The sequence below is a fragment of the Thalassoglobus sp. JC818 genome, from assembly GCF_040717535.1.
Lineage (GTDB): Bacteria > Planctomycetota > Planctomycetia > Planctomycetales > Planctomycetaceae > Thalassoglobus.
The window spans coordinates 182436-196778 of the sequence record NZ_JBFEFI010000004.1 but is presented as its reverse complement, the minus strand read 5'-3'; the positions used below and the strand labels follow the sequence as shown (position 1 = coordinate 196778).

Sequence of the window (14343 nt, the reverse complement as noted above, 5' to 3'; positions counted from 1 at the left end):
TCAACCGATCTGAAGAGTGCCGTCTCTGAGGATGAGGCGGAGGAAAGCGTTATGCCTGCGGAAAGTATTTCTCGACCATCGAATGTAGAAATTCGAGTGACTCGCGCATCTCATCCATTCCGTTCATGCCATCTTCAATGCTGATCCAGCCAGTGTAATTGTGGCTGGCGAGAATTGAGAAGATGGCGTCGTAGTCGTTGAGACCTTTGCCGGTGACTCCATGCCGCAGTGCCGACGAATATCCAAGCGTTCCGTCGGACTGTTTGAGGCTTTCGAGTGTGGCTCCCGGTTCCAGATATCGGTCACTGGCGTGCATGCTGACGACTCGCGGCGCGACAGCTCGAAGCAGTTCGATTGGATCATCCCCCGCGACAATTGCGTTGGAGGGATCGTATTGAACTCCGAAGAAATCGGTTTCTGGGATCGCGTTCAACAACTCAAGAAAGACATCCTGCTTCTGGGCAAACTCCGGGTATTTCCAGAAACCGTCTTTGTAGTGGTTTTCGAGACCGAGGATGATTCCAAGTTCTCGGGCGGTCGGAAGAAGTTGGTCGATGCATTCACGCACCCATTGAATTCCCTGCTCGCGCTCGACTTCCGGATAACGTTGTCCGCTTAAGACGCGGCAAACAGTGCCTTCTCCGCCCAGGCGATGTGCGACCCGAATCATGTCGAGTTGACGTTGGACGGCGGCCTCACGTTGCGAAGCTTCCGGATTGGTGAAGTCCGGAGAACAGCAGAGCATTGGAACGACGAAACCTGCTTTATGAACAGCGGCGGCGACTTCGTCGATGTAGTCATCTTCTGTCGAGGTGAAGAACCCGTCATACATTTCGAGACCTTCAGCTGGAAGGTCTTCGGCGAGTTCGATCCATTCGAAGACCGTCATCGATCTCTCACCTGCGATGGCATCGAGATAGCATTTTGGGAAGGCTGAGATCCGAGGTCTCATGGTTGATGTTCCAAAGGAGGGAGGGCAGGAGAGACCATGCAGTTGAACGACACGGTGCGTTGTCGTCAATCGTCGGGCAAAGTCAGAAAGCATCCGGAGCGAGATCGGGATCGTCATCGCAAGTGGCTTCGCTGTGGATGGCGACTCGACGAAACTCGACGATCCCGTCACAATGCCCGACAGACCTGATCTTCGAAATAGACTGCTGAATGATGCTCCGATTTTCCATCTTCATGATCTGTTGTTGGCACGCCAGTTGGCTGGCAGCGGTAGATGAGCGACCGAATTTTCTATTCATTTGTGTGGACGATCTCAACGACTGGATCGGCTGTCTGGAAGGGCATCCGCAAGCTGTGACTCCCAATTTCGATCGACTGGCTGCTTCCGGAGTTTTGTTTACAAACGCATATTGTCCCGCAGCTTCGTGCAACCCGTCCCGCACCGCGGTGATGACGGGGATTTCTCCGCACGTTTCCGGCTTGTATGCAAATCGTCAAAGCATGCGACAGATTCTCCCGGATGCTCAGATCATCCCAAAGTACTTCTCCGAGCATGGATACTGGTCGGGCGGATCAGGGAAGATCTTGCATTATTTCATCGATGCGGATTCGTGGACCGAGTACTTTCCAGAAGCGGAGTCAGAGAATCCGTTTCCTCGAACTTTGTATCCGGACAAGCGACCGGTCAGTCTGCCACGAGCGGGCGACTGGCAATATGTGGAAACGGATTGGGGGCCGCTGGATGCAACCGACGAAGAGTTCGGCGGCGACTATCTTGTTTCCGAATGGGTCAGCGAACAGCTCACGAAAAAACGTGACCAGCCGTTCTGGCTGGCGTGTGGTTTCTACCGTCCGCACGAACCGTGGTTCGTCCCCAAGCGATACTTCGACCGGGTGCCTCCAGTCTCATCGATTCGGATTCCGCCGGGCTGGAAGCCCGGAGACTTGCTTGATGTTCCGGAGCGAGGCAGGGCACTGGCGAGAAATCGGTACTTCCCTCACATCCAGTCGCATGGAGAATGGAGGAATGCGATCCAGGCTTATCTGGCTTCCATTGCTTTTGCCGATGAGATGCTTGGACGGGTTCTCGATGCGTTAGAAGAAGGTCCGAATGCTGATTCGACGATCGTCATTTTGTGGAGTGATCACGGTTGGCATTTGGGAGAAAAAGAGCATTGGCAGAAGTACACCGGCTGGCGAGTCTGCGCCCGTGTTCCGCTCATGATTCGCGTGCCTCCCGGGTTCCCGGCACTCCCGGACGGAACTCCGGCAGGGGGAGTCTGTTCAAGGCCAGTCAGTCTGCTCGACCTCTTCCCGACCATGACCGAACTGGCTGGTATTCCAGAGAAAAATGACAACGACGGAAAAAGCATTGTCCCGCTGCTGAAAGATCCGGAAGCGGAATGGGACGAGGTTCCGATGACTCACCTCGACCGTCCGGGAGTTTTCTCGTTAAGCGGTGAGAAACACCGATACATCCGTTACATCGACGGAAGCGAAGAGCTGTACAACATCGAAGATGATCCGCACGAGTGGACGAATCTTGCGTCCAACAAGTACTTCGCCGATGTACTCGCCCGCTTTCGTGAATTGATTCCGGAAGACTTCGCACCCAAGGTCCTGCCCCCAGCCAAGCGTCCTTCTCTCACAATTACGAATCAGACCGGAGAGTTCCTCGAACTGTTCTGGCTTCCCGAAGACGGGGAGAGTGTCCCACTCAAAGGAATTGAAGTCGGAGAGTCGCGGCGGATCCAGACCACGATCGGGCATCGATTCCGAGTTCAATCCCCGAACGGTCGAGTTCGGGAGGAGTTTGAATGTTCTGAGGAAGAACAGACCATCGTGATCCCGATCTCGAACGCGATCGATTCGGGGGAGGTCGCGTTATTTGCTGATCCAGCGAAGATTCTCAATCATCAATCGAGAGACATTGAAGGCTGGACCGTTTACGTCGACGAGCAACTTTTAACAGGAGATCAGAAGCTACTCGGAGAAACAGCTTTGAGGTTGCTCGGAGACAAACTGTTCGAGCTAAAGCTGCGATTGCCGGATCAACGCATCGAACAGCTACAGGAAGTCCCGATCTATTTGGATGGGGAGCATGAGTTGACTTCCATGCAGTATCACCCCAATGCCCAGTGGCTTCGAGATCATGGATACGATCCTAGCATGGAGAAGTCCGTTCACATCGCACGTGCTCAGCGGTTTGTCGATCACATTTCCAACCATGCTCAACCGTGGAGTCTGCTGCACGAGTTGGCCCATGCTTACCATGACCAGTTTCTGGGGTGGAATGAGAAGACGATTCGAGACGCTCATCAGCAATTCAAAGAGTCTGGCAAGTATGAGTCTGTGCTGCACATCGATGGAAAAATGCGGCCGCATTACGCTCTGACGAATCACAAGGAGTTCTTTGCGGAAATGAGTGAGTCGTTCCTCGGGACCAATGACTTTTTCCCCTTCGTTCGCGGGGAATTGAAAGCCGAATTACCGGAGGTTCACGCGTTGATGACCGCCATCTGGATGGAGAACTAGCGGATTGGCATGTAGCGGTGCACTCGCTCGTAGGCGTCGCTGTCATCTCAAATTTGTGATTTCCGTGATCCCCTTTACCTTTCAGGCGTTTGCCGATTAGGTTCGTCTGGCTCGTGATCTTTGTCGTTGCCAAAATCTGAAAGAACTTCCGTGGTTGAACTCCTGCTGATCTTTTGTGGCCTTTCCGCTCTCGTCGTTATTGCTGCGGTTTTCTTAGCCAACTCAGCTGACCAAATCGCATCGGCAACCAGTCTGGGGCACTCCATGGCTGGCCTGGTGTTGCTGGCCGGAGCGACGAGCCTTCCGGAGCTGTTGGTTGGTTACACTGGAGTTTCAATTGGAGCGATCGATCTGACAGTGGGGGAGCTGCTCGGCAGCTGCCTTTTGAATCTTTTGATTCTGGCGATCATGGATTTGGTCACACGAACGCGCGGTCGAATGCTTTCCCGATTGGCGGCGGCTCACGCTCTCTCGGCAGCGGTTTGCATACTGCTGGCGGCTGTCGTCATGCTCGGCCTGTTGATCACGAGCGACTTTCGCTTCTTAAGACTCGGATTCGGAACGTGGGTCATTTTCTTTGTCTATCTCGCGTGTATGCGGCTCATCTACAACGATCAGCAGGTTCCAGCTGATGAACCGGCAATTGAGATGGCGCCTCATACGAAATCGCTGGTATCAGCGATACTGATCTACCTGGCGAGTGGAGCAGTGATTCTCTTCGCAGCCCCGGAACTTGCTCACGTCGCGAATGAACTGTCTGAGAAGACAGGTCTCGGACAGACGTTCTTCGGAACGGTATTCGTCGCGCTGATTACTTCACTCCCTGAAGTTGTTGCGACTTACACAGCAATCCGGCTTGGTGCGTTTGATATGGCGGTCGGGAATATCTTCGGAAGCAATTGCATCAACATTTTTATTCTCGCGCTCGTCGACTTCGCGAGTCCGGACCCGATTCTGGCTTCCGCGTCGCTGACGCACATTGTCACGGCGGTCTCAATTGTCATCATCACTGCGGTCGCTGTGATCGGTTTGCTCTACCGGGCTGAAAAGCGAATTATGTTTCTGGAACCGGATGCGATTGTGATCATTCTTCTGGTTTTCGGTGCACTATATCTGGTTTACGACCCACCCGTGATTGCTGTTCGCTAGAGACTCAGAGTCGCAGCACTCTCCAAACAGCCTGAATTTCGCGAGATGGAAGCTGATTTCTGGCGACAGGGACGCGTCGAGCGGTGGTATTGACCGCGCATTTGAGATTGTTGAAGGGTGAGACTAGCATACGCGTGCAGCAGGTCGGCGGCTCATCGGGGCCGGCTTATCTCATTGGTGTGCATGTTCAACGAAGAGGGACGGCAGCAGCCCGTCGTTTGTCGAGCAGTGTCATCTTTGGTTTGCACCAACTTGGACGAGCAAACGCGGCATTCTTCAAGAGAAACGAGTTCATGCGAGTACACAGCGACTGTGGGAGAGGTCGAGTGCTGCGAGGGAATTCGTCGGGAATAGATTTGTTTTTCAGGTTGTGAGATTCCAACGGGGAGCGAGTGAGATGGAAGAGATTTCAATGAAACTGGACACAGCATGTCTTCACGGCGGGCAGGTTCCGGACCCAGCGACCAACGCACGTGCCGTTCCGATCTACATGTCGACATCATTCGTCTTCAATGATACGGACCACGCTGGCCGACTCTTCGCTCTTCAGGAATTCGGCAACATCTACACCCGGATCATGAATCCGACGAACGATGTTCTCGAAAAGCGATTGGCAATGCTCGAAGGAGGAAGCGGAGCACTGGCGGTTGCGAGTGGGCAAGCTGCCGAATCGCTCGCGATTATGAACATCGCACAAGCTGGCCAGAATATCGTCTCATCAGCCAGTTTGTACGGCGGGACGTACAACCTGTTCCACTACACATTTCCAAAGTTTGGAATCACCACGAAGTTCGTCGATGCTGCCGAGCCAGAAAACTTCCGCTCAGCCATTGATGAAAACACACGCTGCATCTATCTGGAGTCGATCGGAAACCCACGCTGCGACATTCCTGACTTCGACGCGATCAGCGAAATCGCTCACGAAGCGGGAATTCCTGTGATTGTCGACAACACGATGGCCTCTCCGGCGCTGTTCCGTCCGTTTGAGCATGGTGCCGACATCGTCGTTGCTTCATGTACCAAGTTCATTGGCGGTCACGGAACGTCGATTGGTGGAGTCATCGTTGAGAAGGGTGGCTTCCCCTGGGACAACGGCAAGTTCCGGGAAATGACCGAACCGGATCCGTCGTACCACGGACTGAAGTTCTTCGAAACATTCGGTCCGATGAACCAGGCGTACATCCTCAAGATTCGGACTCAGCTTCTGCGGGATCTGGGACCAGCCTTGAGCCCATTCAATGCCTTCCAATTCCTCCAGGGACTCGAAACACTTCACCTGCGTATGAAGCGGCATTGCGAGAATGCTCAGGCAGTCGCTGAGTTCCTCGAGTCACATCCAAAAGTCTCGTGGGTGAATTACGCCGGGCTGGAATCGCACTCGTCACATTCCCGCATGAAGAAGTACATGCCGAACGGTTGCGGAGCAGTCTTCGGATTCGGCATTACTGGCGGGAACGCCGAAGAGCAGACCGCGAATGGCGTCAAATTGATCAATCAATTGAAGCTCTTCTCACATCTGGCAAACATCGGTGACAGTAAGTCACTGATCATCCATCCAGCAAGTACGACACACCAGCAGTTGACGACGGAAGAGCAGGCAGCAGCGGGGGTTACACCAAATTTGGTGCGTCTGTCAATCGGGACTGAAGACGTTGATGACCTGATCAATGACTTGAAGCAGGCACTGGAGTCAATTTGATTGTGAAGATTTGCACTTTCTTAACAATCGGGTTTTGCCGTCTTAACAATTGAGCTTTAGAGTCAGCTCAGTTCAATCATCACTTTCATTCTTCAACTTTCCCGGACAGGAAGAATCCCCAATGGTCCGTACGTTTACTGCTTTATTATGTGCTTGGACGCTCGTCGCAATGGGATGCAACGGCGGAGGCGGAGGCGGAGAAAGCTCACCTGGCACCGAGATTATCATTGATGGATCAAGCACCGTCGCTCCGATTTCAGTGGCTGTCTCTGAAGAGTTTTCGATCGCTCACCGTGGTGTCCGTGTTCCAGTGGGAACTTCAGGGACTGGTGGCGGTTTCAAGAAGTTCGTGCAGGGTGAAACGGACATCAACGATGCGTCCCGCCCGATCAAAGACTCTGAAGTCGAACTCTGCAAAGAAAACGGAATCGACTTCCTAGAACTGACGGTTGCGATCGATGGATTGACTGTCGTCGTCAACGCAGAAAACGACTTCTGCAAAGACCTGACCGTCGAAGAACTCAAGAAGATCTGGGAACCAGAGAGCAAAGTCACGAAGTGGAACGAAGTCCGCAGCGACTTCCCGGAAGAGATCATCAAACTGTTCGCTCCAGACACAGATTCTGGAACGTTTGCTTACTTCACTGAAGTTGTTTGTGGCGAAGAAGGAGCAAGTCGCAGCGACTATCAGCAGAGTGCTGATGACAACTTCCTCGTGACCGGAGTTTCGGGTGATAAGTACGCTCTCGGTTACTTCGGGTACGCTTACTATATCGAAAACGCAGGAGCACTCGGAGCTGTTGCAATCGCCGATAACGGTGGCGAACCGATCCTACCGACTCCTGAAACAATCGAAGACGGAACTTACACCCCGCTTTCACGACCACTCTTCCTTTACGTCAACAAAGAGAAGCTGAAAGATGCGACGATGGTCGAATTCCTTCAGTTCTACTTGTCGGAAGAAGGACGAGAACTGGTCAAAGAATCGGGATACATTCCGCTTTCGGACAAACAGTACGAAGAGCAAAACGCAAAGCTGGAAGCTGCGATTGCAGAAGTCAGCGGAGAGTAGTGACGACAAGGGACATCCGACCGGCCGAGTAGGCAAGTCTTCTGCGCGGCCGGTTGCGATCCCCCAAAGCGATTCGCTCTCGAGCGATTCATTTGACGGTTTCGGCAGGCAAGCTTGCCCGCGATTGAGTTCATTTCGGCTGAGGTTTCAAAGCCTCGTTTGAACTCCGTCGCCAATCGATTGACAATTCGTTGTTCGGACTTTCATTCTGAACAAGAGCCTTTATTTCCATTCGTCGGCGGCAAGTGCCCGTGTCTTTGAGAACGAAACAAAATCAAATTCGCTTCCAGGAACGATGTATCGAAACCGTTCTGTTCCTGTGTGCAGCTCTTTCGATTGCGACCACTCTCAGCATCATTTTCGTGTTGATTACCGAGGCGGTGTACACAATCGGGCCAGCGAAAGCGTTTTTTGAGGAAGTGAATCCGCGAGATTTCTTCTTCGGAACACGCTGGGCTCCCAACTTCAAACCGCAGTCGTTTGGGGTTCTGCCGCTGTTCACGGGGACATTTCTCGTCGCTGGCATTGCAGCTTTGGTGGGCTTGCCGATTGGGATTCTGACAGCTGTCTATCTAAGTGAGTACGCCAGCCCGCGACTTCGCGGAGTGATCAAACCGTTCCTTGAGATTCTCGCCGGAATCCCGACCGTTATTTACGGATACTTCGCACTCGAGTTCATCACACCCCTGCTGTTAAAGCCGATTTTCGCTGAGTTGATGGGTTTCGATGTCGATGGATACAACGCTCTCTCTGCGGGAATTGTCGTGGGAATCATGATCATTCCGATGGTCAGTTCCTTAAGCGAAGATGCCTTGAGAGCTGTCCCGAGAAGTCTGCGGGAAGCAGGATATGCACTCGGTTCGACGAAATTCGAAGTCTGCGTGAAAATCGTTCTGCCGGCCGCGTTTTCAGGAATTGTGGCGGCCGTTCTGCTCGCAATTTCTCGAGCCATCGGAGAAACGATGGCGGTGACGATTGCCGCAGGTCAAAGCCCCAATCTTACGCTCAGCCCGTTTCATTCCGTCCAAACAATGACGGCTTACATCGTGAACGTCAGTCTGGGTGATACACCAGCGGGCTCGATTGAATACAAGAGCCTCTATGCTGTGGGGCTGACTCTGTTCTGTATTACTTTGATCATGAACATTCTGTCTCAGGCTGTGATGCGTCGATTTCGTGAGGTTTACCATTGAGCGGTCCAGAACCCACATCCAAACCGAAGCTTCGCGCATCTGGAAAGAAAGACAGCTGGCTCTTTGCTTTCGTGTGCTGGCTGGCGACATGGTCCAGCGTGGTCGTGCTCATTGTCCTGCTGGGGGCGGTGACATATCAGGCTGTCGGCTGGTTGGACTGGCAGTTCTTGACGAGTTTTGATTCTCGTCGTCCGGAGAAAGCCGGAATTCTCTCAGGGATTCTCGGAACGGTCTGGCTGATCGGTTTGACAGGTTTGTTCTCGGTTCCTATCGGGATCGGAGCTGCGATCTATCTGGAGGAATACGCTCCCGACACGTTCCTGACACGGATGATCCGAACGAACCTGGCGAATCTGGCTGGGGTGCCTTCGATCGTTTACGGAATTCTTGGACTGACTGCGTTTGTTCGAATGTTCGGTCTGTTTGGTCCGGAAGGATATCTGAGTCGTGCGTTGGGAATTTCGATCGAAGGCTTCTTCTGGTCGGAACACTACAACGGTTACTTAATTCCACTTCCGTTCGGACGAGTTGTGATGGCTGGAGCCATGACTCTGACGCTGTTGATTCTTCCCGTGATCATCATTGCCTCTCAGGAAGCACTGCGAGGAGTTCCTCCCTCGATTCGGCATGCTTCGCTGGCCCTGGGTGCCACAAGATGGCAGACGATCTGGTATCAGGTTTTGCCGGCCTCGATCCCAGGGATCATGACGGGAGTGATTCTGTCGATTTCTCGAGCGATCGGGGAGACAGCTCCGCTGGTCATGCTGGGAGCGATGACATTCGTCTACTTCGCTCCGGGGGACGTGGACAGTCTCAGCTATGTGGCAGAACACCCGGAAGGGCTGGTCAAAGCTCCATTCGACACATTTACAGCGATCCCGATTCAGATTTTCAACTGGGTTCGTCAGGCAAAAGCAGAATTCAAAAACGTGGCAGCGGCAGGGATTGTGGTGTTGCTGTTTATTCTCTTGTTACTGAATGCAGTCGCTGTGTACCTTCGATATCGCTCAAGTCGGCATCTGCATTGGTAATTCGAAATGACTGAGGTAAAAATGACAGACATTTCCGCTTCAATCCAAAACCGCGATGCCGCAGGGGCAAAGCCTGGGGAAGCGGGGCCGGTCAATCAGACGACAATGATCGAAGCCAGGAATCTCGACTTTTACTATGGCGAGAATCAGGCTCTGTTTGACATTTCGATGGTCGTCCCGCAGCAAGCAGTGACGGCTTTGATTGGTCCTTCTGGCTGTGGAAAAAGTACCTTTCTGCGAACTCTGAATCGTATGAACGATATCGTCGAGGGGACACGCCACACAGGTGAGGTCCTGCTCGAGAATGAAGATATCTACGATGCGAGCGTGGACGTCGTTGAACTCCGCAAACGCGTCGGAATGGTGTTCCAGAAGTCGACTCCTTTTCCGAAATCAATCTTCGACAATGTTGCTTACGGTCCCCGGATTCATGGAATGCGTGACCGGGCGAAGCTCGCGGAAATCGTCGAGAAATCACTGATTCGTTCAGCACTCTGGAAAGAAGTCAAAGATCGCTTGAAAGACTCAGCGATGGCTCTTTCCGGGGGACAGCAACAGCGCCTCTGCATTGCCCGAGCACTGGCGACAGATCCTGAAGTGCTGCTGATGGACGAACCCGCATCGGCCCTCGATCCTGCGTCGACTTCGCGAATCGAAGATCTGATTTTCGAACTCAAAGAGAACTACACCATCGTCATTGTGACTCACAATATGCAGCAAGCTGCTCGAGTGAGTGACTTCACAGCCTTCTTCTACGAAGGACGTTTGATCGAACGCGGTGATACCGAAAAACTCTTCACCAATCCTGACGAAAAACAGACGCAGGATTATATCACCGGCCGGTTTGGTTAGTCCGTCGAAAGATGAACGGCGATCCAAGCTGCTGAAACAAAGATTCTTACCACGCTCCAACGCGACGAGTTCCGTCGCTGTGGATCGAGGTTTATGTTCTTGAAAGTGATGCCATGACAGTTCATATGCAACTCGACCTTTCAGAATTGCACAGAGAGTTGCTGGCGATGTGTACGCGTGTCGAAGACATGATTCACCGATCTGTCGGCCAACTGTCAAATCCCGACTTTCAAGTTACACGTGAACTGATTCAGGAAGACAACGAAATTGACCGCTGGGATGTTCGGATTGAGGACCACTGCCTGAAAATCCTCGCGCTGTATCAACCGGTTGCGGTCGATTTGCGACGAATTACAACCGTTATGAAAGTCGCTGCGGAACTGGAACGCGTGGCTGATCTGGCCGTCAGCATCAGTGAGCGAGCCTGTGGCCTGCTCAACACTCCCCAGTTTTCGGTCCCAGAACAATTGACGGAAATGGCGACCAGAGCGGTGTCGATGCTGCATCGAAGCATTGACTGCTATGTCGATATGAACAGCCAGCTGGCACGTCAGATTTGTCTGGAAGATGACGAAATCGATCGGATGAATGAAGAGCTGATCAATGATCTGATTCGGCGGATGCATGAGTCGCCGGATCAAATTGACGCTCTGCTGCATCTCTTCTCAGCTGTGCGAACGATTGAACGCGTTGCGGACCATGCGACCAACATCGCCGAAGACATTGTTTATCTCGTAGAAGGCAAAATCATCCGGCATGCCGGGAAATTTGAACGAGAAGATCAGGCAACACCATGAGCAAACCTCGCGTACTGATTGTTGAAGATGAAATCCCGATTCTCGATGCTCTGCTGTACAACCTGCAGAAAGAGAATTTCGACGTCGCCACTGCCACCGACGGACGCGAAGCCCTTCGCAAGTGTCAGAGCCAGGTGCCAGACATTGTCATCCTCGACTTGATGATTCCGCCACCCGATGGTCTTCAGGTTTGTCGAGAATTGCGGAGTGATCCTCGGACGAAGAACGTTCGAATCCTCATGCTGACCGCGAAGGATCACGAGACTGACGAAATCGTCGGTTTCAACATGGGAGCTGATGATTACGTCGCCAAACCGTTCCGGATGCGTCCGCTGATCGAACGGGTGAAAGCACTGCTTCGGCGAGCCGGTTCTGAGGAGCCATCAGGTGATATCACAGTCATCGACGGGATCACGATCGATCGCAAGAACCACATGGTGACCGTCGACGAAAATGAGTTGATTCTCACACCGACCGAATTTCGACTTTTGTGGACTCTCGCACGGCAGCCCGGACGAACATTCAGCCGGAATGAACTTCTCGATTGCAGCCGCGGAGAAGATGCAAACTCGATGGAACGGACTATCGATGTGCATGTTCGAGCACTGCGGAAAAAGCTCAGTGCTCGTGCAGAGTTGATCGAAACGATTCGCGGAATTGGATATCGCTTCAAACCCGATCGAATCTGAACCGCTCCGCTACTCTCTGCACTTGCATGAACTCGTCTTCTTCAACGAAGGTTGCACTTGCCTGCATATTGCTGTCAATCAGAAACTCACACGCTCCGAGATGTGAGTTTCGCTGAGAGTATCTTCAGGTTTGGCTTGTACTTTCTCGCACGAGCAAACACAGCTTTGTACTTGATGAAGTAGTACAAACGAGAGCACAGTTAAGAGCAACTTGCACTAGTCGCGGACTTCAAAGATCGCTTCGATCTCGACGGGAATTCGACCCGGGAGTGATCCCATTCCGACGGCGGAACGTGCGCCGACTCCATCGTCTCCGAAGACTTCGCGAAACAGGTCGCTGCATCCATTAATCACAGCGGGATGATTTTCGAAATCGGGAGTGCAGTTCACCATTCCCAGAACTTTGATGGTGCGAACGATCTTGTCCAGCGACCCGAGCGACTCTCGAAGCGTGGCGAGAATCGCCAAACCGGTGACTTTGGCTGCTTCTTTCGCAGCAGCTTCGTCCAGGTCCACTCCAACCTTGCCGGTGATCAACGTCTTGTCACACTGTAAAGGGCCGTGTCCAGAGACGTAAACAAGATTGTCAATCCGGACAATCGGCTTGTAAGTGCCTGCAGGTTTTGGAGCAGGTGGGAGTTCGAGACCAAGTGACTTAAAGGCTGCTTCAGCTGACATAAAAAAGTTCACTTTCGATGTGAGCAAGTCGCTCGATTGTGATTTCTCGCCGCAACGGATTGACTCAGGTTTTCTTGTCGACGGCGTGTGGTCAATCGACAACGGTGCGTCAACACAGATTCGCGGCGGTTGAGATCCGATCATTTAGACCCGATGGTAACGAATGAAGACAGTCGGAGGCGAGTGATTCAACGACGAACAAACGGTTTGCCGACGAGTTCTGGCCCGGCAAGCGATTTCACCGGCAACAGTTCGGGAGATCTCCAAGTTTCGGCACAACCCGAAGGCACTCAGAGCGGTTTTCCCCTGATTTCCACAAACGACTCGCGTTTCGACTGGGAAACGCCCGTGAGCCTCATTAGCTTTGATCATTGATCGTTGATTCTTTCTTTAGTTTGCATTGGAACCTCTCGTTGATTGAGCCGACTGCTGACTTTATTCTGATTGGTGCCAGTACACGTGCTGCTGCTTTTTCGGCATTGAGGTCCGGTTTGAGGCCGGATTGTCTCGATCTCTTCGCGGACAGTGACTTAGCCAAATACGCCCATGTCGAACGAGTCGATCACTACCCGCACGACCTCATTAAGCGATTGAAAGATCGTCCTCAACTCCCAGTCGTCTATGTCGGAGGACTCGAAAACTATCCGGAGATGCTGGACGAGATTTCGGAGAGCCACACGCTGTGGGGAAATGATTCGTCTGTGGTTCGACGGGCTCGCGATCCGAAGGAGCTGGCCGAAGCTGTGCGACTGGCTCAGGTAAAGCTGCCGGAATGGCGACCTTCCTCTGATCCCCCGGAGCGGAACGGGGAATGGATTCTGAAACCGACACGAAGGAGTGGCGGAAGCGGCATCATTTCTTGGACAGACGATGCTCAGAACTCAGAGACACTCAACGAAGAACATCGCTTCGAGCGGTTTATTTCCGGGAAGAGTTACTCTGGCATCTACATCGCAGGCGCCAGCACTGGTGACGTGCGATTTGTGGGACTCACACATCAATTGCATGGGGAACCTGCAGCGAACGCCCACGATTTTCAGTGGTGTGGAAACATCGGTCCGGTCACGCTTTCCGTGGAACTGGAACACAAGATGCGCCGCGTCGGCAACTTGCTGAAGTGGAAGCTCGGAATCGTCGGCATCTTCGGGATCGACTTCATCGTCACCGATGACGAAGACGTGTATGTGTTGGAAGTGAATCCCCGCTATCCAGCCTCTCTGGACCTTCTGGAGTTCGCCACTTGTCAGGGGCTGTTCGGGTTGCACGTGAAGTGTTTTGATAACTCGGTCGAAACGGCTGACTGGACGTTTCAATCGGAGAATGAATACTTCGGCAAAATGGTCGTTTACGCTCCGCGCGAGATGAGTTCCAACGGCGAACTCGACGGACAGGTTTGCGATTTCAACGACTATCCTGAGTTTGGAGACATCCCTCGGGCTGGGGTGAAGTTTCTAGCGGGAGAACCATTCTGCACCGTCTATGCGAAAGGCGGTTCGCTCGAGAGCTGTCGCGATGAACTCAACGCACGCGTTGCGGAATTGAATCGTCGACTTGCATAGCTGATCGCTCGAAGTCTGAATTCGGAGAATGAGACGAGGCTGCTTCAGGGTTGAGGGTTTGTATCAATCTTGGAGTGAGAAACTCTGAATTCGTCGTTTGATTTTCTCTCCCAGCCACTTGATTCATCTGTCGAATGT

12 protein-coding genes are annotated in these 14343 nt (G+C 52.7%); 10 read left to right on the top strand and 2 right to left on the bottom strand.

Annotated features, from left to right (window positions below):
• Positions 1 to 49: 49 nt before the first annotated feature.
• Positions 50 to 952 carry a sugar phosphate isomerase/epimerase family protein gene (locus AB1L42_RS11870; RefSeq protein WP_367055292.1) on the bottom strand — a complete coding sequence of 301 codons (903 nt, stop codon included), beginning with the start codon at positions 950 to 952 and terminating at the stop codon, positions 50 to 52.
• Between the two features lie 233 nt (positions 953 to 1185).
• Here AB1L42_RS11870 and AB1L42_RS11865 point away from each other — a divergent pair, with 233 nt between their 5' ends.
• The 9 genes from AB1L42_RS11865 (at position 1186) to AB1L42_RS11825 (ending at position 11968) form a co-directional block, all read left to right on the top strand.
• The gene (locus tag AB1L42_RS11865) at positions 1186 to 3486 is read left to right on the top strand and encodes a sulfatase-like hydrolase/transferase (protein ID WP_367056635.1); all 2301 of its coding nucleotides are present in this window, start codon (positions 1186 to 1188) and stop codon (positions 3484 to 3486) included.
• Between the two features lie 150 nt (positions 3487 to 3636).
• A complete protein-coding gene (locus AB1L42_RS11860) occupies positions 3637 to 4635 on the top strand; it encodes a sodium:calcium antiporter (protein WP_367055289.1) in 999 nt (332 codons plus the stop codon).
• 397 nt (positions 4636 to 5032) lie between these two features.
• On the top strand, positions 5033 to 6334 hold the full coding sequence (locus AB1L42_RS11855; RefSeq protein WP_367055286.1) for an O-acetylhomoserine aminocarboxypropyltransferase/cysteine synthase family protein: 1302 nt from the start codon (positions 5033 to 5035) through the stop codon (positions 6332 to 6334).
• A 121-nt stretch (positions 6335 to 6455) separates the two neighbouring features.
• The gene (locus tag AB1L42_RS11850) at positions 6456 to 7406 is read left to right on the top strand and encodes a PstS family phosphate ABC transporter substrate-binding protein (RefSeq protein WP_367055283.1); all 951 of its coding nucleotides are present in this window, start codon (positions 6456 to 6458) and stop codon (positions 7404 to 7406) included.
• A 257-nt stretch (positions 7407 to 7663) separates the two neighbouring features.
• Positions 7664 to 8599, top strand: coding sequence for a phosphate ABC transporter permease subunit PstC (gene pstC, locus AB1L42_RS11845; protein ID WP_367055280.1), 936 nt, complete (start codon positions 7664 to 7666; stop codon positions 8597 to 8599).
• A complete protein-coding gene (pstA, locus tag AB1L42_RS11840; protein ID WP_367055277.1) occupies positions 8596 to 9630 on the top strand; it encodes a phosphate ABC transporter permease PstA in 1035 nt (344 codons plus the stop codon). The genes pstC and pstA overlap by 4 nt, the downstream gene beginning before the upstream one ends.
• 105 nt (positions 9631 to 9735) lie before the next feature.
• A complete protein-coding gene (pstB, locus tag AB1L42_RS11835; RefSeq protein WP_367056632.1) occupies positions 9736 to 10482 on the top strand; it encodes a phosphate ABC transporter ATP-binding protein PstB in 747 nt (248 codons plus the stop codon).
• A gap of 113 nt (positions 10483 to 10595) precedes the next feature.
• On the top strand, positions 10596 to 11279 hold the full coding sequence (gene phoU, locus AB1L42_RS11830; RefSeq protein WP_367055274.1) for a phosphate signaling complex protein PhoU: 684 nt from the start codon (positions 10596 to 10598) through the stop codon (positions 11277 to 11279).
• Positions 11276 to 11968 carry a response regulator transcription factor gene (locus AB1L42_RS11825; RefSeq protein WP_367055271.1) on the top strand — a complete coding sequence of 231 codons (693 nt, stop codon included), beginning with the start codon at positions 11276 to 11278 and terminating at the stop codon, positions 11966 to 11968. The genes phoU and AB1L42_RS11825 overlap by 4 nt, the downstream gene beginning before the upstream one ends.
• 216 nt (positions 11969 to 12184) lie before the next feature.
• Here AB1L42_RS11825 and AB1L42_RS11820 read toward each other — a convergent pair whose 3' ends face one another.
• A complete protein-coding gene (locus AB1L42_RS11820) occupies positions 12185 to 12646 on the bottom strand; it encodes a RidA family protein (protein WP_367055266.1) in 462 nt (153 codons plus the stop codon).
• 413 nt (positions 12647 to 13059) lie between these two features.
• Here AB1L42_RS11820 and AB1L42_RS11815 point away from each other — a divergent pair, with 413 nt between their 5' ends.
• Positions 13060 to 14205, top strand: coding sequence for an ATP-grasp domain-containing protein (locus tag AB1L42_RS11815; RefSeq protein WP_367055261.1), 1146 nt, complete (start codon positions 13060 to 13062; stop codon positions 14203 to 14205).
• The last annotated feature ends 138 nt before the right edge of the window (positions 14206 to 14343 follow it).